General features: G+C 59.2%; 19 protein-coding genes. 18 read left to right on the top strand and 1 reads right to left on the bottom strand.

Annotated features, from left to right (window positions below; all coding sequences use genetic code 11):
• Positions 1–82 precede the first annotated feature (82 nt).
• The 12 genes from fabZ to ispD all read left to right on the top strand — a co-directional run bounded on the left by fabZ (position 83) and on the right by ispD (position 14,585).
• Positions 83–523, top strand: coding sequence for a 3-hydroxyacyl-ACP dehydratase FabZ (gene fabZ / locus ACWR1S_RS11335; protein WP_003222142.1), 441 nt, complete (start codon positions 83–85; stop codon positions 521–523).
• Positions 520–1,296, top strand: coding sequence for an acyl-ACP--UDP-N-acetylglucosamine O-acyltransferase (lpxA, locus tag ACWR1S_RS11330; RefSeq protein ID WP_064393182.1), 777 nt, complete (start codon positions 520–522; stop codon positions 1,294–1,296). Before fabZ ends, lpxA begins: the two co-directional genes overlap by 4 nt.
• 2 nt (positions 1,297–1,298) lie before the next feature.
• Entirely contained in the window at positions 1,299–2,429 is a 1,131-nt protein-coding gene (lpxB, locus tag ACWR1S_RS11325; protein WP_454563534.1) for a lipid-A-disaccharide synthase, read from the top strand.
• An 11-nt stretch (positions 2,430–2,440) separates the two neighbouring features.
• A complete protein-coding gene (gene rnhB / locus ACWR1S_RS11320) occupies positions 2,441–3,067 on the top strand; it encodes a ribonuclease HII (RefSeq protein WP_201228095.1) in 627 nt (208 codons plus the stop codon).
• Positions 3,068–3,143: 76 nt separating this feature from the next.
• Entirely contained in the window at positions 3,144–6,665 is a 3,522-nt protein-coding gene (dnaE, locus tag ACWR1S_RS11315; protein ID WP_454563533.1) for a DNA polymerase III subunit alpha, read from the top strand.
• Between the two features lie 139 nt (positions 6,666–6,804).
• Positions 6,805–7,752, top strand: a complete 948-nt coding sequence (locus ACWR1S_RS11310; protein ID WP_038357918.1) for an acetyl-CoA carboxylase carboxyltransferase subunit alpha — start codon at positions 6,805–6,807, stop codon at positions 7,750–7,752.
• Between the two features lie 146 nt (positions 7,753–7,898).
• A complete protein-coding gene (gene tilS / locus ACWR1S_RS11305; RefSeq protein WP_454563532.1) occupies positions 7,899–9,227 on the top strand; it encodes a tRNA lysidine(34) synthetase TilS in 1,329 nt (442 codons plus the stop codon).
• 274 nt (positions 9,228–9,501) lie between these two features.
• The gene (locus ACWR1S_RS11300) at positions 9,502–11,133 is read left to right on the top strand and encodes a CTP synthase (protein ID WP_007908841.1); all 1,632 of its coding nucleotides are present in this window, start codon (positions 9,502–9,504) and stop codon (positions 11,131–11,133) included.
• 5 nt (positions 11,134–11,138) lie between these two features.
• Positions 11,139–11,984 (top strand): 3-deoxy-8-phosphooctulonate synthase, encoded by an 846-nt coding sequence (gene kdsA, locus ACWR1S_RS11295; protein WP_454563531.1) that lies wholly within the window; start codon positions 11,139–11,141, stop codon positions 11,982–11,984.
• 157 nt (positions 11,985–12,141) lie between these two features.
• Positions 12,142–13,431: a phosphopyruvate hydratase gene (eno, locus tag ACWR1S_RS11290; protein ID WP_007908839.1), complete on the top strand. Its 1,290-nt coding sequence runs from the start codon at positions 12,142–12,144 to the stop codon at positions 13,429–13,431.
• A gap of 171 nt (positions 13,432–13,602) precedes the next feature.
• Positions 13,603–13,881 (top strand): cell division protein FtsB, encoded by a 279-nt coding sequence (ftsB, locus tag ACWR1S_RS11285; protein ID WP_007908838.1) that lies wholly within the window; start codon positions 13,603–13,605, stop codon positions 13,879–13,881.
• Positions 13,878–14,585 carry a 2-C-methyl-D-erythritol 4-phosphate cytidylyltransferase gene (ispD, locus tag ACWR1S_RS11280; RefSeq protein ID WP_186612500.1) on the top strand — a complete coding sequence of 236 codons (708 nt, stop codon included), beginning with the start codon at positions 13,878–13,880 and terminating at the stop codon, positions 14,583–14,585. The genes ftsB and ispD overlap by 4 nt, the downstream gene beginning before the upstream one ends.
• A 142-nt stretch (positions 14,586–14,727) precedes the next feature.
• On the opposite strand, the gene ACWR1S_RS11275 is transcribed toward ispD, so the two are convergent.
• Positions 14,728–15,624 (bottom strand): LysR substrate-binding domain-containing protein, encoded by an 897-nt coding sequence (locus ACWR1S_RS11275; protein WP_454563530.1) that lies wholly within the window; start codon positions 15,622–15,624, stop codon positions 14,728–14,730.
• Positions 15,625–15,740: 116 nt separating this feature from the next.
• On the opposite strand from ACWR1S_RS11275, the gene ACWR1S_RS11270 reads away from it, so the two are divergent.
• From ACWR1S_RS11270 to ACWR1S_RS11245, 6 genes are all read left to right on the top strand, one after another.
• The gene (locus tag ACWR1S_RS11270; RefSeq protein ID WP_008081726.1) at positions 15,741–16,853 is read left to right on the top strand and encodes an S-(hydroxymethyl)glutathione dehydrogenase/class III alcohol dehydrogenase; all 1,113 of its coding nucleotides are present in this window, start codon (positions 15,741–15,743) and stop codon (positions 16,851–16,853) included.
• A 65-nt stretch (positions 16,854–16,918) separates the two neighbouring features.
• Complete coding sequence (gene fghA, locus ACWR1S_RS11265) at positions 16,919–17,764, top strand: S-formylglutathione hydrolase (RefSeq protein WP_454563529.1); 846 nt, start codon at positions 16,919–16,921, stop codon at positions 17,762–17,764.
• 44 nt (positions 17,765–17,808) lie between these two features.
• Positions 17,809–18,282, top strand: a complete 474-nt coding sequence (ispF, locus tag ACWR1S_RS11260) for a 2-C-methyl-D-erythritol 2,4-cyclodiphosphate synthase (protein WP_034149878.1) — start codon at positions 17,809–17,811, stop codon at positions 18,280–18,282.
• Complete coding sequence (gene truD, locus ACWR1S_RS11255) at positions 18,279–19,337, top strand: tRNA pseudouridine(13) synthase TruD (RefSeq protein WP_454563528.1); 1,059 nt, start codon at positions 18,279–18,281, stop codon at positions 19,335–19,337. Before ispF ends, truD begins: the two co-directional genes overlap by 4 nt.
• Entirely contained in the window at positions 19,325–20,074 is a 750-nt protein-coding gene (surE, locus tag ACWR1S_RS11250) for a 5'/3'-nucleotidase SurE (RefSeq protein ID WP_454563527.1), read from the top strand. Before truD ends, surE begins: the two co-directional genes overlap by 13 nt.
• Positions 20,075–20,115: 41 nt before the next feature.
• Entirely contained in the window at positions 20,116–20,751 is a 636-nt protein-coding gene (locus ACWR1S_RS11245; protein WP_171057346.1) for a protein-L-isoaspartate(D-aspartate) O-methyltransferase, read from the top strand.
• Positions 20,752–20,916: the final 165 nt, after the last annotated feature.

The raw sequence follows: 20,916 nt of genomic DNA, 5'->3' as shown, positions 1-20,916 counted from the left end.
CAGCCTCTAGACTGCCTCCTTGATTTGCTAGAGGAGTGCGCGTCAGTCGCGCTCCCAATCTTTACATAGGCTTCCCCCCGAAATGATGGACATCAACGAGATTCGCGAATACCTGCCTCACCGTTACCCGTTCCTGCTGGTGGACCGGGTGGTGGAACTGGACACTGAAGGCAAGCGCATTCGCGCCTACAAGAATGTCAGCATCAATGAACCGTTCTTCAATGGTCACTTCCCTGCGCATCCAATCATGCCGGGCGTACTGATCATCGAAGCGATGGCTCAGGCTGCCGGGATCCTCGGTTTCAAAATGCTCGACGTCAAACCGGCCGACGGCACCCTGTATTACTTCGTCGGTTCTGACAAGCTGCGCTTCCGCCAGCCGGTGTTGCCGGGCGATCAGCTGATCCTTGAAGCCAAGTTCATCAGTTGCAAGCGTCAGATCTGGAAGTTCGAATGCCAGGCTTCGGTCGATGGCAAGCCGGTCTGCTCCGCTGAGATCATCTGCGCGGAACGCAAGCTATGAGTTTGATTGACCCTCGCGCAATCATCGATCCGTCGGCCGTTCTGGCTGACGGCGTCGAGGTCGGCCCGTGGTCGATCATCGGCGCAGGTGTGGAAATCGGCGAGGGGACTGTGATCGGGCCTCATGTAATCCTCAAAGGCCCAACGCGCATCGGTAAGCACAATCGCATCTACCAGTTTTCCTCGGTAGGCGAAGACACGCCCGATCTGAAATACAAAGGCGAAGAAACCCGTCTGGTGATCGGTGACCACAACGTCATTCGTGAAGGTGTGACCATCCACCGTGGCACCGTTCAAGACCGTTCGGAAACCACGCTGGGCGATCACAACCTGATCATGGCCTATGCCCACATCGGTCACGACAGCGTCATCGGCAACCACTGCATTCTGGTCAACAACACCGCGTTGGCCGGTCATGTACACGTGGATGACTGGGCGATTCTTTCCGGGTTCACCCTGGTTCACCAGTATTGCCACATTGGCGCCCACAGCTTTTCCGGCATGGGCACCGCCATCGGCAAGGACGTCCCGGCGTTCGTCACCGTTTTCGGCAACCCGGCCGAAGCGCGCAGCATGAACTTCGAAGGCATGCGCCGTCGCGGTTTCAGTGAGGACGCGATCCACACCCTGCGTCGCGCTTATAAAACGGTCTATCGTCAAGGCCTCACGGTTGAGCAGGCACTGGCCGAACTGGTCGAACCTGCTGCGCAGTTCCCGGAAGTCGCGATATTCCGCGACTCCATCCAGTCGTCGACTCGCGGCATCACTCGCTGATCATGGCCAATTTGCGTATTGCGCTGGTGGCGGGTGAAGCTTCCGGTGACATTCTCGGCGCCGGTCTCATGCGCGCCCTCAAGGCACAGCATCCGGCGGTCGAGTTCATCGGCGTGGGTGGTCCGTTGATGCAGGCCGAAGGCCTGACCTCCTACTTTCCCATGGAGCGCTTGTCGGTCATGGGCCTGGTGGAAGTCCTCGGCCGGCTGCGCGAGTTGCTCAAACGCCGCAAGGACCTGATTGCCACGCTGATCGCCGAGAAGCCGGACGTGTTCATCGGTATCGACGCGCCGGACTTCAACCTCAATATCGAACTCAAGCTGCGTCAGGCCGGAATCAAGACCGTGCATTACGTCAGCCCGTCGGTATGGGCGTGGCGCCAGAAACGCGTGCTGAAGATCCGCGAAGGCTGTGACCTGATGCTGACACTGCTGCCGTTCGAAGCAAAATTCTACGAAGAAAAAGGCGTACCGGTACGGTTCGTCGGTCACACGCTGGCCGACACCATTCCGCTGGAAGCTGATCGCGCTGCGGCGCGTGCCGAACTGGGCCTGCCCGACGGCCCGCTGGTGGCGTTGATGCCCGGCAGTCGCGGCGGCGAAGTCTCCCGTCTGGGCGCGCTGTTCCTCGACACCGCCGAACGTCTGCGTGCGCTGCGCCCGGGTTTGCGCTTCGTCATTCCGTGCGCCAATGCGGAACGCCGCGCGCAGCTTGAAGAGTTGCTTGCCGGCCGGGATCTGCCGGTGACCTTGCTCGACGGCAAATCCCATCTGGCGCTGGCCGCGTGCAACGCCGTGCTGATTGCCTCCGGTACCGCCACCCTTGAAGCGCTGTTGTACAAGCGGCCGATGGTCGTGGCGTACCGTTTGGCACCGCTGACGTTCTGGATTCTGAAACGCATGGTCAAGAGCCCGTACGTGTCCTTGCCGAATCTGCTGGCCCAGCGTCTGCTGGTCCCGGAATTGTTGCAGGATGATGCAACGGTCGAAGCATTGGCGCAGACCCTGTCGCCGCTGATCGAAGGCGGCGAAGAGCAGACTCGCGGTTTCGACGAGATCCACCGCACGCTGCGGCTGGATGCCTCCAATCAGGCGGCGGACGCCGTCCTCAACCTGATCGGTCAGACACGATGAGCAAGACAAGCATGCAGATGGGGCTGGATTTCACCTTGGTCGCCGAAGTTGAAGAACTGGTTGCCGGTGTCGACGAAGTCGGTCGCGGGCCATTGTGCGGTGCGGTGGTGACGGCAGCGGTGATCCTCGATCCGAACCGGCCGATCCTCGGCCTCAACGATTCGAAGAAACTCACCGAAGCCAGGCGCGAAAAGCTCTATGACGAAATCATCGAGAAGTCCCTGAGCTGGTGCATCGCCCGCGCCGAAGTCGAAGAAATCGACGAGCTGAACATCCTTCATGCAACCATGCTGGCCATGCAACGCGCAGTGGCCGGCCTGCACATTCAGCCAAAACTGGCGATGATCGACGGCAACCGGTGCCCGCAACTGCCGATGCGCGCTGAAGCGGTGGTGCAGGGCGACGGCAAGGTGCCGGCCATCGCTGCAGCGTCGATTCTGGCCAAGGTCAGTCGCGACCGCGAAATGGCCGCGTTCGAATTGATCTACCCGGGTTACGGCATCGGTGGTCACAAAGGCTATCCGACGCCCGTTCATCTGGAAGCGTTGGTGCGGCTTGGCCCGACGCCGATTCACCGGCGCTCGTTCGCCCCGGTGCGTCAGGCTTATGAAGCGCTGGAAGGTCTGACGCAGGTTTAGTCGCAAGGCTGATGTTTTGTTCGAGGCCCGGTACAATCCGGGCCTTGTTGTCTCTATGTAACTGGACAGGATCACTATGCCGGCTTCATTCGTTCATCTACGCCTGCACACTGAATACTCCCTGGTCGACGGGCTGGTACGGATCAAGCCGCTGGTCAAGGCGCTGACGGCCATGAACATGCCGGCGGTCGCGGTCACCGACCAGAACAACATGTGTTCTCTGGTCAAATTCTATAAAAACACCATGGGCGCCGGCATCAAGCCGATTTGCGGCGCCGACCTGTGGCTGTCGAACAAAGACCCGGACGCTCCGCTGAGCCGGCTCAGCCTGTTGGTGATGAATGCCAAGGGCTATCGCAACCTCACTGAATTGATCTCGCGCGGCTTCATCGAAGGCCAGCGCAACGGCATGATCATCATCGAGCGTGAGTGGGTCGCCGAAGCCAACGAAGGCCTGATCATGCTGTCCGCCGCCAAAGAAGGCGAGATCGGCATGGCCATGATCGGCGGCAATCCGGCCGAAGCCGAAGTGCTGGCGCGCGAATGGATGGCGGTGTTCCCGGATCGTTTTTATCTGGAAATCCAGCGCACCAATCGTCCTAACGATGAAGAGCAACTGCACGGTGCCGTCGCACTTGCCGACAAGCTTGGCGCGCCGCTGGTGGCGACCAACGATGTGCGCTTCATCAAGCAGGAAGACTTCGCCGCTCACGAAACCCGCGTGTGCATCGGTGAGGGCCGCGCCCTCGACGATCCGCGGCGCTCGAAGAATTACAGCGATCAGCAATACCTGAAAAGCGCCGAGGAGATGATCGAGCTGTTCAGCGATATTCCTGACGCGATTGAAAACACCGTCGAGATCGCCAAGCGCTGCAACATTGAAGTGAAACTGGGCACTCACTTCCTGCCCAACTTCCCGATCCCCGATGGCATGACCATCGACGAGTATTTCCGCAAGGTCTCCTTCGACGGTCTCGAAGAACGCTTGTCGGTGCTGCTGCCCAAAGACACCACCGAAGACTACGAAGCCAAGCGTCAGGTCTATGTCGATCGCTTGAATTTCGAGCTGGATATCATCATCCAGATGGGCTTCCCGGGTTACTTCCTGATCGTGATGGACTTTATCCAGTGGGCCAAGAACAACGGCGTACCGGTAGGTCCGGGCCGTGGGTCGGGCGCCGGGTCGCTGGTGGCCTACGTGCAGAAGATCACCGACCTCGACCCGCTGGAATACGACCTGCTGTTCGAACGTTTCCTTAACCCGGAACGGGTATCGATGCCCGACTTCGACGTCGACTTCTGCATGGACGGTCGTGACCGGGTAATCGACTACGTGGCCGAGAAATACGGCCGCAACGCGGTAAGCCAGATCATCACCTTCGGTTCCATGGCCGCCAAGGCTGTGGTGCGCGACGTAGCGCGGGTGCAGGGCAAGTCCTACGGTTTGGCGGATCGTCTGTCGAAGATGATTCCGTTCGAAGTCGGTATGACCCTCGAGAAAGCCTACGAACAGGAAGAGATCCTGCGTGACTTCATCAAGGTCGATGAAGAGGCTGCGGAAATCTGGGAGATGGCGCGCAAGCTCGAAGGCGTCGTGCGTAACGTCGGCAAACACGCCGGTGGTGTGGTAATCGCGCCGACCAAGCTGACTGACTTCTCGCCGATCTATTGCGACGAGGCCGGTGACGGTCTGGTAACCCAGTTCGACAAGGACGACGTTGAAGCCGCCGGTCTGGTGAAGTTCGACTTCCTCGGTCTGCGTACGCTGACGGTGATCGACTGGGCGCTGAAAACCATCAACCGCGACCGCGCCAAGGTCAACGAACCGCCGCTGGATATCGCGGTTATCCCGCTGGACGACAAACCGACGTACTCGTTGTTGCAGAAAGCTGAAACCACGGCGGTGTTCCAGCTTGAATCGCGCGGCATGAAAGAGCTGATCAAAAAGCTCAAGCCCGACTGCCTCGAAGACTTGATCGCACTGGTGGCCCTGTTCCGTCCGGGCCCGCTGCAGTCCGGCATGGTGGATGACTTCATCAACCGTAAGCACGGTCGCGCCGAACTGGCGTACCCGCACTCGGACTACCAGTACGAAGGCCTCAAGCCTGTTCTGGCACCGACTTACGGCATCATCCTGTATCAAGAACAGGTGATGCAGATTGCTCAGGTCATGGCCGGTTACACCCTCGGCGGTGCAGACATGCTGCGTCGGGCGATGGGTAAGAAAAAACCCGAAGAAATGGCCAAGCAGCGCGGCGGCTTCATTGAGGGTTGCAAGACCAACAATATCGACGCCGACCTCGCCGGTAACATTTTCGACCTGGTGGAAAAATTCGCCGGTTACGGCTTCAACAAGTCTCACTCCGCTGCTTACGGTCTGGTGTCGTACCAGACCGCCTGGCTGAAAACCCATTACCCGGCGCCGTTCATGGCCGCGGTACTGTCGGCGGACATGCACAATACCGACAAGGTCGTGACCTTGATCGAAGAAATTCGCACCATGAAGCTGCGCCTCGACGCGCCGGATGTGAATACTTCGGAATTCAAGTTCACGGTGAACGATGAAGGCCGGATCATCTATGGCCTGGGCGCGATCAAAGGCGTAGGCGAGGGGCCGGTTGAGGCGATCACTGAGGCGCGTCTGGCGGGGCCATTCAAGGACCTGTTCGATTTCTGCGCCCGGGTCGACCTCAAGCGCATCAACAAACGCACGCTCGACGGCTTGATTCGCAGCGGCGCTCTGGATCGCCTTGGTCCGTACTTCCACGATGAGCAAAAAGCCTACCAGGCCAACATCGACCGCAACCGCGCGGTGCTGCTGACGGCCATGGAAGAGGCGATCAAGGCCGCCGAACAAACTGCACGCACTCAGGACAGCGGGCACTCGGACCTGTTCGGTGGACTGTTCGTCGAAGAAGACGCTGACGTTTACGCCAACCATCGCAAGGCCAAGGAGTTGACGCTCAAGGAGCGGCTCAAAGGGGAGAAAGACACCCTGGGCCTGTACCTGACCGGTCACCCGATTGATGAATACGAAGGTGAAATCCGTCGTTTCGCCCGCCAGCGCATCATTGATCTGAAACCGGCGCGTGATACCCAGACCGTCGCGGGCATGATCATTGCGCTGCGGGTCATGAAGAACAAGAAGGGCGACAAGATGGGGTTCATCACCCTGGATGACCGCTCTGGACGCATCGAGGCCTCGTTGTTTTCCGAGTCGTTCCATGCGGCGCAGTCGTTGTTGCAGACTGACGCGATGGTGGTCGTCGAAGGCGAGGTCAGCAATGACGACTTCTCCGGGGGCCTGAAGCTGCGGGTCAAGCGCGTGATGAGCATGGAAGATGCCCGCACCAATCTGGCCGAAAGCCTGCGCCTGAAGCTGCAAACCCAGGACCTCAAAGGCGATCAGCTACGCTGGTTGGGTGATTTGCTCAAGCGTCATCGCGGCGCGTGCCCGATCACCATGGAGTACACCAGTCCGGATGCGAAGACCTTGCTGCAGTTTGGCGAGACGTGGCGAATCGACCCGGCGGATGCCTTGATTCAGGCTCTGCGTGACCAGTTCGGGCGAGACAACGTCTTCCTCCAATACCGTTGACCGGCAAGTGCCATCACTGCGCTTGCCCGCAACCTGAATTTTTAATCTCGACCTCAGCGCGCCTCTCCCTTAAGGTAGGGCGCGAATAGACAACCGGCCGGCCCAAGCTCATTTGGGACACGACCCAAGACGGACGCCTATGAACCCGAATTTTCTAGATTTCGAACAGCCGATCGCCGACCTGCAAGCGAAGATCGAAGAGTTGCGCTTGGTCGGTAATGACAATTCGCTGAATATCGGCGATGAGATCTCCCGCCTGCAGGACAAGAGCAAAACGCTGACCGAAGACATCTTCGGCAAGCTGACCAGCTGGCAGATCGCACGCCTGGCGCGTCACCCGAAACGCCCGTACACCCTCGACTATATCGAGCACATCTTCACCGAGTTCGACGAACTGCACGGCGACCGTCACTTCTCTGACGACGCCGCCATCGTTGGCGGTATCGCCCGTCTGGAAGACCAGCCGGTGATGATCATCGGTCACCAGAAGGGCCGTGAAGTCCGTGAGAAGGTGCGCCGCAACTTCGGCATGCCGCGTCCGGAGGGCTACCGCAAGGCTTGCCGTCTGATGGAAATGGCCGAGCGTTTCAAGATGCCGATCCTGACCTTCATCGACACCCCGGGTGCCTATCCGGGTATCGACGCTGAAGAGCGCAACCAGAGCGAAGCGATCGCCTGGAACCTGCGTGTGATGTCGCGCCTGAAGACCCCGATCATCGCCACCGTTATCGGTGAAGGTGGTTCCGGCGGTGCACTGGCCATCGGTGTCTGCGACCAACTGAACATGTTGCAGTACTCGACCTACGCGGTGATCTCGCCGGAAGGCTGCGCTTCGATTCTGTGGAAGACCGCCGAAAAAGCGCCGGATGCTGCTGAGGCGATGGGTATCACCGCCGAGCGTCTGAAAGGCCTGGGCATCGTCGACAAGGTGATTGGCGAGCCTCTGGGCGGCGCGCACCGTGATCCGGCGGCTGCGGCGGCTTCGATTCGTGCAGAGCTGAGCTCGCAACTGGCGATGCTGAAGAAGTTCGATAACGAAGCGTTGCTGAAGCGCCGTTATGATCGACTGATGAGCTACGGTCTCTGATCGAACGCCGATTTAGCTGACAATGCAAAACACTGTGGGAGCGAGCTTGCTCGCGAAGGCGTTATAACAGGCAACGAAAATGTTGAATGTTGAACCGCTTTCGCGAGCAAGCTCGCTCCCACATTGGTTTCGGTGAAGGTGAAAAAATGAGTCAGTTCTCGATTGATTTGCCTTCCCGGTTATTACTGAGCCTTGAGCCTTGGCGCAATGCCGCTCATTGGCGCATCGCCTTCTCCGGTGGTCTCGATTCCACCGTCCTGCTGCATCTGCTTGCCTCCCTGGCAAAATCCGAATCCCTCCCACCGCTAAGCGCAGTTCATATCCATCACGGCCTCCAGGCTGCAGCCGATGTGTGGCCGTCACATTGCCAATCCGTATGCGATGCGCTGGGCGTGCCGCTACAGATCGAGCGCGTGACAGTGCAACCCGGCGCGAGTCTGGAGCGGGCGGCGCGGGATGCGCGTTACGCGGTGTTCAGTTCGCTGACGCAAGCGAATGACGTATTGCTCACTGGCCAGCATCGCGATGATCAAGCGGAGACACTTTTGTTCCGGCTATTACGTGGCGCCGGTGTGCGCGGGTTGTCCGGGATGCCCGCGCAACGGGCGGTGGGGCAGGGCACGCTGGTTCGTCCGTTGCTGGACATCTCCCGGGCCGAACTGGAAGGGTATGCGCAGGCTCATCAATTGCGTTGGATCGAAGACCCGTCCAATCAGGATCGGCAGTTCTCGCGCAACTATCTGCGCCATCAGGTCATGCCGCTGCTGAGCGCTCGCTGGCCGCAAGCGCAGGTAAGCATGGCCCGCAGCGCCGTCCATCTGCGGGAGGCGCAGGGGCTGCTCGATGAGTTGGCGCAGATTGATCTGGCGCAAGCGAGCACCTCCCATGTTTTCGAGTGGCTGGGTTTACCTTCGCTGGAACTGGCGCCACTCGCCGCACTGTCTACTGCTCGCCAACGAAACGCGATCAGCCATTGGCTCCAACCCTTCACGCAACTGCCAGACACTGACCATTGGTCGGGCTGGACGGATCTCTGCGAAGCGGCTTCCGATGCTTCACCGGTCTGGCGCCTGGCCAGTGGCGAACTGCACCGCAGCGCCGGTCGTGTGTGGTGGCTCAGCGGTCAATGGCTGCACACGCCAGTGATCGGTTACGAGTGGCAGACCCCATCTTCACCGCTACGCTTGGCCGATAACGGACATGTCACGTTCAGCGGGCAGACTCCCGTCGGGCCTTTGCGCATTGCCTATCGTCAGGGCGGTGAGGTCATGCATCTGCCGGATCGCGGTCACCGTGATCTCAAACGCCTGCTCAATGAGCGCGCGGTGCCGGGCTTCGTGCGTGGCAGATTGCCGCTGCTGTTTCGCGACGATGAATTGCTCGCGGTGGCGAACCTGCCGGGGCTTGATGGCCCTGTGCAGGACGGCTGGAAATTGCATTGGCTGCCAACAGACGAAGATCAAGGTTTGAGCTGAAAGGAGCATTCCGGTAGACTACGCTCCCTTCTTGATACAACTTCTGTGGATTCGCCTGAATTGCAGGAGTTGCCGATTACCAAGCAGTCTTTGCTGGGCGATTCCAAAAAATGTGTAGCGAGCAACGTACCGGTGTTTCACCTGCCGGTCTGTCCCAACGCGGCGGTTTTTTTGAAAGGTGCACTGTGATTAATGCAGGTGATCGGGGGCTTCGGCCTTCCTTCGCTTTCCCCGGCGGCTCGTACCGCTTTAACGCAGACTTCTAGGGTTTTTCATGACGCGCTACATATTCGTCACGGGCGGTGTTGTTTCTTCATTGGGGAAAGGCATTGCATCGGCTTCATTGGCAGCCATCCTGGAGGCGCGGGGACTTAAGGTCACCATGCTGAAGCTGGATCCGTACATCAACGTCGATCCGGGCACCATGAGTCCGTTCCAGCACGGTGAAGTGTTCGTCACCCACGACGGCGCCGAAACCGACCTGGACCTGGGTCACTACGAGCGGTTCATCCGCACGACCATGACCCAGAACAACAACTTCACCACTGGCCGTGTCTACGAGCACGTGCTGCGCAAAGAGCGCCGTGGTGACTACCTGGGTGCGACCATCCAGGTGATCCCGCACATCACCGACGAAATCAAGCGCCGCATCATCAAGGGTGCCGGTGACGCTGACGTGGCGATGGTTGAAATCGGTGGCACCGTCGGTGACATCGAGTCGCAACCGTTCCTCGAAGCCATCCGCCAACTGCGTTTCGAAGTCGGCGCCAAGCGCGCGATGCTGATGCACCTGACTTTGGTTCCGTACATCGCCACCGCTGGCGAGACCAAAACCAAGCCTACTCAGCACTCGGTAAAAGAGCTGCGTTCGATCGGCCTGCAGCCAGACGTGCTGGTGTGCCGTTCCGATCACCCGATCGACATTTCGTCGCGTCGCAAGATCGCTCAGTTCACCAACGTTGAAGAGCGTGCGGTGATCGCGCTGGAAGACGCCGACACCATCTACAAGATCCCGGGCATCCTGCACTCGCAGGGTCTGGACGATTTCGTTGTTGAGCGTTTCGGTCTGCAATGCGGCAGTGCTGATCTGTCCGAGTGGGAAGCGGTGGTTGACGCCAAGCTGAACCCGGAACACGAAGTGACCATCGCCATGGTCGGCAAGTACATGGAACTGCTGGACGCCTACAAGTCGCTGATCGAAGCGATGAGTCACGCCGGTATCAGCAACCGCACCAAGGTCAACCTGCGTTACATCGATTCCGAAGACATCGAGAACCAGGGCACTGCGCTGCTCGAAGGTGTCGACGCGATCCTCGTACCGGGCGGCTTCGGTCTGCGCGGCGTGGAAGGCAAGATCACCGCCGTTCAGTACGCTCGCGAAAACAAGGTTCCGTACCTGGGTATCTGCCTGGGCATGCAAGTAGCGGTCATTGAATTCGCCCGTAACGTAATGGGCTGGAAAGACGCCAACTCCACCGAGTTCGATCGCGCCAGCGGCCATCCGGTTGTCGGTCTGATCACCGAGTGGGAAGACGCTACCGGTGCTGTTGAAGTGCGTACCGAATCGTCCGACCTGGGCGGCACCATGCGTCTCGGCGCTCAGGACTGCCTGCTCGAAGCCGGCTCCAAGGTGCACGACTGCTACGGCAAGGACGTGATCGTCGAGCGTCACCGTCACCGTTACGAAGTGAACAACAATCTGCTGCCACAGCTGATCGAAGCCGGCCTGAAAATCTCCGGTCGCTCCGCTGACGCGGCGCTGGTTGAAGTGGTTGAAGCGGCCGATCACCCATGGTTCGTCGCATGCCAGTTCCACCCTGAGTTCACCTCGACACCACGCGATGGCCATCCGCTGTTCAGCGGTTTTGTCAAAGCTGCGTTGGCTCAACACCAGAAGAAGGCTTAATCCCGATGGCACAGAAGATCATCCGCGTCGGCGACATCGAAATTGCCAACGACAAACCCATGGTGCTGTTCGGCGGCATGAACGTGCTGGAAAGCCGTGACATGGCCATGCAGGTTTGCGAAGAGTATGTGAAGGTCACCGAAAAACTCGGTATCCCTTACGTGTTCAAGGCCAGTTTCGACAAGGCCAACCGTTCTTCTGTGACCTCCTATCGCGGTCCTGGCCTGGAAGAGGGCATGCGCATCTTCCAGGACATCAAACAAGCCTTCGGCGTACCGATCATTACCGACGTCCACGAGCCTGAACAGGCCGCGGTCGTCGCTGAGGTCTGCGACATCATTCAACTGCCGGCCTTCCTGTCGCGCCAGACCGATCTGGTCGTCGCGATGGCCAAGACCAATGCAGTGATCAACATCAAGAAAGCCCAGTTCCTCGCGCCTCAGGAGATGAAACACATCCTGAACAAGTGCGTCGAAGCGGGTAACGATCAATTGATCCTCTGCGAGCGTGGTTCGAGCTTCGGCTATAACAACCTCGTGGTCGACATGCTCGGCTTCAGCATCATGAAGCAGTTCGAGTACCCGGTATTCTTCGACGTGACCCACGCGCTGCAAATGCCGGGTGGTCGTGCCGATTCCGCCGGCGGTCGCCGTGCACAGGTTCTGGATCTGGCCAAGGCCGGCATGAGCCAGTCGCTGGCGGGCCTGTTCCTCGAAGCGCATCCGGATCCGGACAACGCCAAATGCGACGGCCCTTGCGCCTTGCGTCTGGACAAACTGGAGCCATTCCTGGCCCAGCTCAAAGCGTTGGACGAACTGGTTAAGAGTTTTCCGACGGTAGAAACCGCGTAACACTCAATTCTCCGGTAAAGTACCGCACGATTTGTCGCTCATGCCCTCGGGCATGAGCGTTATCGTCTGCAAGTCTGCCCGCTGCACACCCCTTGCCGACGGTAAAAAGATTTCCTCTAGCTGCGTCGTTTTCGTCAACTTTGGAGTGTTTACAACAATGGCAAAAATCGTCGACATCAAAGGTCGTGAAGTTCTCGACTCCCGTGGCAATCCCACCGTGGAAGCGGACGTGCTTCTCGACAACGGCATCATCGGCAGCGCTTGCGCGCCGTCCGGTGCATCCACTGGCTCGCGTGAAGCGCTCGAGCTGCGTGATGGCGACAAGAGCCGTTACCTGGGCAAGGGCGTGCTCAAAGCGGTAGCCAACATCAACGGTCCGATCCGCGATCTGCTGCTGGGCACCGACCCAAGCGACCAGAAAGCCCTGGATCACGCGATGATCAAGCTCGACGGTACCGAAAACAAAGCGACCCTGGGCGCCAACGCCATCCTCGCCGTGTCCCTGGCTGCGGCCAAGGCGGCTGCACAGGACCAGGATCTGCCGCTGTACGCACACATCGCCAACCTCAACGGCACCCCGGGTGTGTACTCGATGCCGGTGCCGATGATGAACATCATCAACGGTGGCGAGCACGCCGATAACAACGTCGACATCCAGGAATTCATGGTGCAGCCGGTTGGCGCCAAGTCGTTCTCGGAAGGTCTGCGCATGGGCACCGAGATTTTCCATCACTTGAAAGCTGTGCTGAAGGCTCGTGGCCTGAGCACTGCCGTTGGCGACGAAGGCGGTTTCGCACCGAACCTGGCGTCCAACGAAGACGCTTTGAAAGTGATCTCCGAAGCCGTTGCCAACGCCGGTTACAAGCTGGGCACCGACGTGACCCTGGCTCTGGACTGCGCGGCCAGCGAATTCTACGAAGACGGCAAGTACAACCTGTCCGGCGAAGGCCAGGTGTTCACCGCCGAAGGTTTTGCTGACTACCTGAAAGGCCTGACCGAACGTTATCCGATCATCTCGATCGAAGATGGTCTGGACGAGTCTGACTGGGCTGGCTGGAAGATCCTCACCGACAAGATCGGCGAGAAGGTTCAACTGGTCGGCGACGACCTGTTCGTGACCAACACCAAGATCCTGAAAGAGGGCATCGATAAAAACATCGCCAACTCGATCCTGATCAAGTTCAACCAGATCGGCACTCTGACCGAAACCCTGGAAGCCATCCAGATGGCCAAGGCTGCCGGTTACACTGCCGTGATCTCGCACCGTTCGGGCGAAACCGAAGATTCGACCATTGCCGACCTGGCTGTGGGCACCTCGGCTGGCCAGATCAAGACCGGTTCGCTGTGCCGTTCCGACCGCGTTTCCAAGTACAACCAACTGCTGCGTATCGAAGAGCAGTTGAATGGCAAGGCCAAGTACAACGGTCGCAGCGAGTTCCGCGGCTAAGTACAAATCGATGGAAGGACACCGGATTGTGTCGAAAAAGTCGTGACAGCGATGGATTTGCCACTAATCTGATGCCTTAACAGCACAAGCCTGGGTCTTCCAGGCTTCGTGCTATCAGATGCTTCAAAGTTTTGGCGTGGCTGTCTTTTTTCACTGGATACCTGATATTCGATGCGCAGTCCTTACTGGTTGTTTCTCGTTTTGCTCTTGCTACTGGCCGGTCTGCAGTACCGCCTGTGGGTGGGCAATGGCAGTCTGGCGCAAGTCGCCGAGCTGAATCAGCAGATTGCTGATCAACATGCCGAGAACGAAGGTTTGCTGGAGCGCAACCGAGTGATGGACGCTGAAGTCAGCGAGTTGAAAAAGGGCATGGAGACCGTTGAAGAACGGGCTCGTCACGAACTGGGCATGGTCAAGGACGGCGAAACCCTTTACCAGTTGGCCCAATGATCAATTCCCTGCCGGCCTTCTGGGCCGTTATTCCCGCTGCGGGCGTCGGTGCCCGAATGGCCGCGGACCGTCCCAAGCAATATCTGCAACTGGGCGGGCGCACAATTCTCGAACACAGCCTCGGCTGTTTCCTCGATCACCCGAGCCTCAAAGGGCTGGTGGTCAGTCTTGCTGTTGATGATCCTTATTGGCCGAACCTGGCTTGCGTCAGCGATCCGCGCATTCAACGGGTTGAGGGCGGGGCCGAGCGTTCCGGCTCGGTGCTCAATGCCTTGCTGCATTTGCATGCGCAGGGTGCCGATGATGAGGATTGGGTACTGGTGCACGATGCGGCACGGCCGAATCTGAGTCGCGAAGATCTCGACAAGTTACTCGATGAACTGGCAGATGACCCGGTGGGCGGTTTGCTCGCGGTGCCGGCGCGCGACACGTTGAAGCGGGTCGACAAGCACGGTCGGGTGGTTGAGACCGTGGATCGTAGTGTGATCTGGCAGGCGTACACGCCGCAGATGTTTCGCCTCGGCGCGTTGCATCGGGCGTTGGCGGACAGTCTCGTTGCTGATGCTGTGATTACTGATGAGGCCTCGGCGATGGAGTGGGCCGGTCTGGCGCCGCGTCTGATTGAAGGGCGGGCGGATAACCTCAAGGTGACCCGGCCTGAAGATCTGGAATGGTTGCGCCAGCGTTGGGCTAATCGCCGCTGATTGCTGTGGCGCTTATTCCGCAGCCTTCGCGAGCAAGCTCGCTCCCACATTTGATTTGCGCCTGACCCCAATTTGCATTCACCGCCGATCCCCTGTGGGAGCGAGCCTGCTCGCGAAAGCGATAGTTCAGGCAACCCATCACTCAGCTCCGATACTCCGGCCGCTCAGCCAACCCTACCTTCAAAAAATCCACCAACTTGCGCACCTTCGGCGACAAATGCCGCTGCTGCGGATACAGCGCCCATACCGCCGTATTCGGCGGCTGATGCGCCTCCAGCAACGAAATCAACGCGCCACTGTGCAAATGCTCCAGCACGTAATAATCCGGCAACTGACACAGCCCAACCCCCTGAAGCGCTGCGTCCAGTACCGCTTGCCCACTGTTGCAGCGCCAGTTGCCTTGCACCCGTTGGGAAAACTCCCGACCATTTTGCTCAAGCTGCCAGATATCTGTGCTGCCGATCAGGCAATTGTGCCGACTCAATTCCGACAAGCTATGCGGGCGACCGTACCGCTCAACGTAGGACGGTGACGCGCAAAGATACATTCGCCTTGGCGCCAGGCGTGTTGCGACCAACCGCGAGTCCTGCAAGCGACCCAAGCGAATCGCCAGATCCAGACCTTCATGCACCAGATCAAGTTGTCGATTGCTCAATTCGATATCGATGCGCAACTGAGGATAAAGCCCCATGAACCGCGTCACCAACGGCACGATAAAACGTTCGCCGTAAGCCACGGCACACGTCATGCGCAGCATGCCTTTCGGTTCGCTGGTCAGGTCGCCTACCGCACGCAGGGCTTCCTCGCGACCATCCTGCAAGCGTTGGCAATGTTGCAGAAAAGTCTGCCCGGCCTCGGTCAGCGTCACCCGCCGAGTACTGCGATAGAGCAGGCGCGTCTGCAAGCGCTCTTCCAGCCGTACGATTTGTCGACTGATATGTGAAGACGAAACTCCAAGACGTTCGGCAGCGGCGGTGAACTGGCTGCATTCAGCAACGGCGACGAACTCGTCGATGCCTTCCCAGCGGTTTTCGGACATCGGGATTATCCCTGTATGGCAATAATGTTTTGCTTTTGTCCGGATTATTCATCGTAAAGCCATGTATTACACTCCTTGTCTGGTTTTTTATTCAATGTATTCACTGGAGAGTCAGCATGATCAAGTCGCGCGCCGCCGTTGCCTTCGAGGCCAAGAAGCCGCTGGAAATCGTAGAAGTCGATGTCGCCATGCCCAAGGCCGGTGAAGTGTTGCTGCGTGTGGTGGCTTCCGGGGTTTGCCACACTGACGCCTACACCCTGTCCGGCGCTGATCCGGAAGGCATCTTTCCGTCGATCCTCGGCCACGAAGGTGGCGCCATCGTTGAAGCGATCGGCGAGGGCGTGACTTCGGTTGCCGTTGGCGATCACGTGATTCCGCTGTACACCCCGGAATGCGGCCAGTGCAAATTCTGTAAGTCGGGAAAGACCAACCTGTGTCAGGCGATTCGCGCCACTCAGGGTAAAGGTTTAATGCCGGACGGCACTTCGCGCTTTTCCTACAAGGGCGAAACGATTTTCCACTACATGGGTACTTCGACATTCTCGGAATACACCGTGTTGCCGGAAATCTCCGTGGCCAAGATCTCCAAAGATGCGCCACTGGAAAAGGTCTGCCTGCTGGGCTGTGGCGTCACCACCGGCATTGGTGCCGTGCTCAACACCGCCAAGGTCAAGCCAGGTGACACCGTGGCCATCTTCGGCCTGGGCGGCATCGGTCTGTCGGCTGTGATCGGCGCGGTAAAAGCCAAGGCTGCGCGCATCATCGCCATCGACATCAATCCGGCCAAATTCGAGATCGCGAAACAACTCGGCGCCACCGACTGCGTGAACCCGAAGGACTTCGATCGTCCGATCCAGGAAGTGATCGTCGACATGACCGATGGCGGCGTCGACTTCTCCTTCGAATGCATCGGCAACGTGCAACTGATGCGCGCAGCACTCGAGTGCTGCCACAAAGGTTGGGGGGAGTCGGTGATCATCGGTGTGGCCGGTGCCGGCCAGGAAATTTCAACCCGTCCGTTCCAGTTGGTGACCGGTCGCGTCTGGCGCGGTTCGGCGTTCGGCGGCGTGCGCGGTCGTACCGAGTTGCCAAGCTACGTCGACATGGCGCAGAGCGGCGAGATTCCGTTGGATACGTTCATCACCCACACCATGGGTCTGGAAGACATCAACAAAGCGTTCGACCTGATGCACGAAGGCAAGAGCATCCGTACTGTCATTCATTTCTGATCAATCGCCGGGATATGGCGACACGTCGTGAAGGCGTGTTGCCGTGACCGCGTAGGAGTCTTTACATGAGCCTGGAAAACATCTCCTGTCAGAAAAGTTTTGGCGGCTGGTACAAGCGTTACCGCCATCGCTCCGATGTGCTCGGTTGCGACATGGTGTTCGCCGTGTACCTGCCGCCGCAAGCGGAGCAGGGCGGCAAACTGCCGGTGCTGTACTGGCTGTCCGGCCTGACCTGCACCGACGAGAACTTCATGCAAAAGGCCGGCGCGATGCGCATGGCTGCCGAGCTTGGCCTGATTATCGTTGCGCCGGATACCAGCCCTCGCGGGCCGGACGTGCCGGGCGATCCGGATGGCGCGTGGGATTTCGGCCTCGGCGCCGGGTTTTATCTCAATGCCATCCAGGAACCCTGGTCGCGCCACTATCGGATGCATGACTATGTCGTGCAGGAATTGCCTTCACTGGTTGAAGCGCATTTCCCCGCGTCGGATAAACGCAGCATCAGCGGACACTCGATGGGCGGCCACGGTGCGCTGGTCTGTGCATTGCGCAATCCGGGACGTTACCAATCGGTGTCGGCATTTTCGCCGATCAACAACCCGATGGATTGCCCATGGGGACAGAAGGCTTTCTCCCGCTATCTGGGGGAAGACCGTTCGAAGTGGAAAGAGTGGGATGCCTGTGTGCTGATCGCTGAAGCGGATGAAAAACTGCCGCTGCTGGTCGATCAAGGCGATCGCGATGACTTCCTCGCTACCCAGCTCAAACCCGAAGCCTTGCAACAAGCGGCAAAACAAGCGGGCCATCCGCTGACGTTGCGCCTGCAACCGGGCTACGACCACAGCTATTTCTTCATCTCAAGCTTTATAGACGACCACTTGCAGCATCACGCACGCGCCCTGCGCGGTTAATGCAGGTAGAATCACGCCCTGACAAAAATCGGGGCGTTTTTTTTATGCGTATTGGCCACGGCTATGATGTGCACCGTTTCGCTGAAGGCGATTTCATTACTCTGGGCGGCGTGCGCATTGCACACAGCTTCGGGCTGCTCGCTCATTCCGACGGTGACGTCCTGCTGCACGCCTTGAGCGATGCCTTGCTCGGCGCTGCGGCGCTGGGTGATATCGGCAAACACTTCCCGGACACCGACCCGCAATTCAAGGGCGCTGACAGCCGTGCTCTGCTGCGTCACGTGGTCGCGCTGATCCATGCCAAAGGCTGGAAAGTCGGCAACGTCGATAACACCATCGTTGCCCAGGCGCCAAAAATGGCCCCGCATATCGAATCGATGCGCGCGCTGATCGCGGCGGATCTTCAAGTTGAGTTGGATCAAGTGAACGTGAAAGCTACCACCACCGAAAAGCTTGGCTTTGTCGGTCGCGAAGAAGGCATCGCCGTGCACTCCGTTGCCTTGTTGCTGCGCGCATGAATGAACTGCAATTGCTCGGCCCGCGGGCCTATGGTGAACCCCTCGGCACGGCGGTACTGAAAGCCATCGCTGAAGATTTTCAGGTCGATGAAGTCCTCGACATCCCGTTCAGCGGCGACGGCGAACACCTGTGGATCTGGGTCGAAAAGCGCGGCCTGAACACTGAAGAGGCCGCACGGCGTATCGCCAAGGCTGCTAGCGTGCCGTTGCGCACCGTCAGCTATGCCGGGCTCAAGGATCGTCAGGCGCTGACCCGTCAGTGGTTCAGCGTGCAATTGCCGGGCAAGGCAGATCCGGATCTGTCGGCGGCGGAAAACGATACGCTGAAGATCCTCAAGACCACCCGGCACAAGCGCAAGCTGCAACGCGGCGCGCATTCGGCCAATGGTTTCACTTTGCGCCTGACTCAGTTCGCAGGCGACAAAGCGGCGATTGAACAGCGCCTGCAACTGATCGCCCAACAAGGCATCCCCAATTATTTCGGCGCCCAGCGTTTCGGCCATGACGGCGGCAACGTCGTTGATGCCCGTTCGTGGGCGGCGCGCAAGGCCTTGCCGGAGCAACGTAATGTGCGTTCGCGCCTGCTCTCGACCGCGCGCAGTTTTCTCTTCAACAAGGTACTCGCCGCACGGGTAGCCGATGGCACCTGGCAAAAAGCCCAGGTCGGCGATCTGCTGGCCTTCACCGACAGCCGCAGTTTTTTCCCGGCCGGTGAGGCGGAGTGCAGTGATCCGCGTCTGGCCATTCTTGACTTGCATCCGACCGGCCCGCAGTGGGGCGCAGGTGACTCGCCGACCGCAGGCGCTGTCCATGATCTGGAGCAGAGGGTTGCCGCGAGTGAAGCGGATCTGCGCGATTGGTTGATCAACGCCGGTATGAGCCACGAACGTCGCATCCTGCGGCTGCCCATTGGCGGGTTGACGTGGCATTATCCCCAGCCTGACATTCTGCAACTGGAATTCGTCCTCCCGGCCGGATGCTTCGCCACTGTATTGGTGCGCGAGCTCGTTGATCTGGTGCCGGTGGGGCAGACGGACAGCCCATGCGTATTCTGATTTCTAACGACGATGGGGTAACTGCACCCGGTCTCGCCGCGCTTTATGCTGCGCTGGCGGATTACACCGAATGCGTGGTTATCGCCCCGGAGCAGGACAAAAGCGGCGCCAGCAGTTCGCTGACGCTCGACCGTCCGCTGCACCCGCAATATCTGGCCAACGGCTTTATCAGCCTCAATGGCACACCGACCGACTGCGTGCACCTGGGCCTGAACGGCTTGCTGGAGCGCGAGGCGGACATGGTGGTTTCCGGGATCAACCTCGGTGCCAACCTTGGCGATGACGTACTGTATTCCGGAACTGTGGCGGCCGCTCTTGAGGGGCGTTTCCTCGAGCGTCCGTCGTTCGCTTTTTCGCTGGTTTCGCGGCAGGTGGATAATCTGCCGACGGCGGCGTACTTTGCGCGCAAACTGGTCGAGGCCCATGCCGGGCTCGATCTGCCACCGCGCACGGTGCTCAACGTGAACATTCCCAATCTGCCCCTCGATCACATTCGTGGTATCCAACTGACCCGACTCGGCCATCGCGCCCGCGCGGCAGCACCGATGAAAGTGGTGGATCCGCGTGGCAAGGCCGGTTACTGGATTGCCGCTGCCGGCGATGCCGAAGATGGCGGCCCGGGCACCGATTTTCATGCGGTGATGCAGGGCTACGTTTCCATTACGCCGTTGCAGCTCGATCGCACCTTCAATGACGCCTTCAGAAGTCTCGACGGCTGGCTGGAGGGACTGCGCTGATGGCCCGTGAACACGAAGACAGGCTGCGCAGCGGCATCGGCATGACCTCTCAACGCACCCGTGAGCGTCTGATTCAGCGGCTGTACGAAGAGGGTGTGTCCAACGCCAAAGTGCTGGAAGTGATTCGACGGACGCCGCGTCACCTGTTCGTCGATGAAGCGCTGGCCCATCGAGCCTATGAAGACACGGCGCTGCCGATTGGCAATAACCAGACCATTTCCCAGCCTTATATGGTGGCGCGCATGAGCGAGCTGCTGTTGGAGGCGGGGCCGCTGGATAAGGTGCTCGAGATTGGCACCGGTTCCGGTTACCAGACTGCGGTGTTGTCGCAACTGGTCGAGCGAGTGTTCTCGGTCGAGCGCATCAAAGTGCTGCAGGACCGTGCCAAGGAACGCTTGGTTGAACTGAATCTGCGCAACGTGGTGTTCCGCTGGGGCGATGGTTGGGAAGGGTGGCCGGCGCTGGCGCCGTATAACGGCATCATCGTCACCGCCGTGGCCACGGATGTACCGCAAGCCTTGCTCGATCAATTGGCTCCGGGCGGGCGCATGGTGATTCCGGTGGGCTCCGGGGAGGTGCAGCAATTGTTGCTGATCGTGCGTGAGGAAAACGGCTTTTCCCGACACGTTCTGGGGGCTGTTCGTTTCGTGCCGTTGCTCAATGGGCCGCTGGCCTGAGCATTTGTTTGCGTGTGCTGAATTCCTTTCGTTCGCCTGTGTCTTACTTCGGCGACGATGGTTTAAACGCAGCAGATTGTCAGCTGGCAAACGTGTGCGCGAAGCGATTTCGCTTCATTAAAGGTAAAGCCGATCCGGCCCGTTATACTTGCGACACCTCATGCC

The organism is Pseudomonas sp. AIG, from assembly GCF_977020205.1.
Note: the sequence above shows the minus strand (reverse complement) of the source record. Positions and strands in the feature narration are given on the sequence as shown.

Coding starts and splice junctions, on each gene's coding strand:
- fabZ (WP_003222142.1), top strand. CDS start 83: ATGATGGACATCAACGAGATTCGCGAATACCTGCCTCACCGTTACCCG.
- lpxA (WP_064393182.1), top strand. CDS start 520: ATGAGTTTGATTGACCCTCGCGCAATCATCGATCCGTCGGCCGTTCTG.
- lpxB (WP_454563534.1), top strand. CDS start 1,299: ATGGCCAATTTGCGTATTGCGCTGGTGGCGGGTGAAGCTTCCGGTGAC.
- rnhB (WP_201228095.1), top strand. CDS start 2,441: ATGCAGATGGGGCTGGATTTCACCTTGGTCGCCGAAGTTGAAGAACTG.
- dnaE (WP_454563533.1), top strand. CDS start 3,144: ATGCCGGCTTCATTCGTTCATCTACGCCTGCACACTGAATACTCCCTG.
- ACWR1S_RS11310 (WP_038357918.1), top strand. CDS start 6,805: ATGAACCCGAATTTTCTAGATTTCGAACAGCCGATCGCCGACCTGCAA.
- tilS (WP_454563532.1), top strand. CDS start 7,899: ATGAGTCAGTTCTCGATTGATTTGCCTTCCCGGTTATTACTGAGCCTT.
- ACWR1S_RS11300 (WP_007908841.1), top strand. CDS start 9,502: ATGACGCGCTACATATTCGTCACGGGCGGTGTTGTTTCTTCATTGGGG.
- kdsA (WP_454563531.1), top strand. CDS start 11,139: ATGGCACAGAAGATCATCCGCGTCGGCGACATCGAAATTGCCAACGAC.
- eno (WP_007908839.1), top strand. CDS start 12,142: ATGGCAAAAATCGTCGACATCAAAGGTCGTGAAGTTCTCGACTCCCGT.
- ftsB (WP_007908838.1), top strand. CDS start 13,603: ATGCGCAGTCCTTACTGGTTGTTTCTCGTTTTGCTCTTGCTACTGGCC.
- ispD (WP_186612500.1), top strand. CDS start 13,878: ATGATCAATTCCCTGCCGGCCTTCTGGGCCGTTATTCCCGCTGCGGGC.
- ACWR1S_RS11275 (WP_454563530.1), bottom strand. CDS start 15,624: ATGTCCGAAAACCGCTGGGAAGGCATCGACGAGTTCGTCGCCGTTGCT.
- ACWR1S_RS11270 (WP_008081726.1), top strand. CDS start 15,741: ATGATCAAGTCGCGCGCCGCCGTTGCCTTCGAGGCCAAGAAGCCGCTG.
- fghA (WP_454563529.1), top strand. CDS start 16,919: ATGAGCCTGGAAAACATCTCCTGTCAGAAAAGTTTTGGCGGCTGGTAC.
- ispF (WP_034149878.1), top strand. CDS start 17,809: ATGCGTATTGGCCACGGCTATGATGTGCACCGTTTCGCTGAAGGCGAT.
- truD (WP_454563528.1), top strand. CDS start 18,279: ATGAATGAACTGCAATTGCTCGGCCCGCGGGCCTATGGTGAACCCCTC.
- surE (WP_454563527.1), top strand. CDS start 19,325: ATGCGTATTCTGATTTCTAACGACGATGGGGTAACTGCACCCGGTCTC.
- ACWR1S_RS11245 (WP_171057346.1), top strand. CDS start 20,116: ATGACCTCTCAACGCACCCGTGAGCGTCTGATTCAGCGGCTGTACGAA.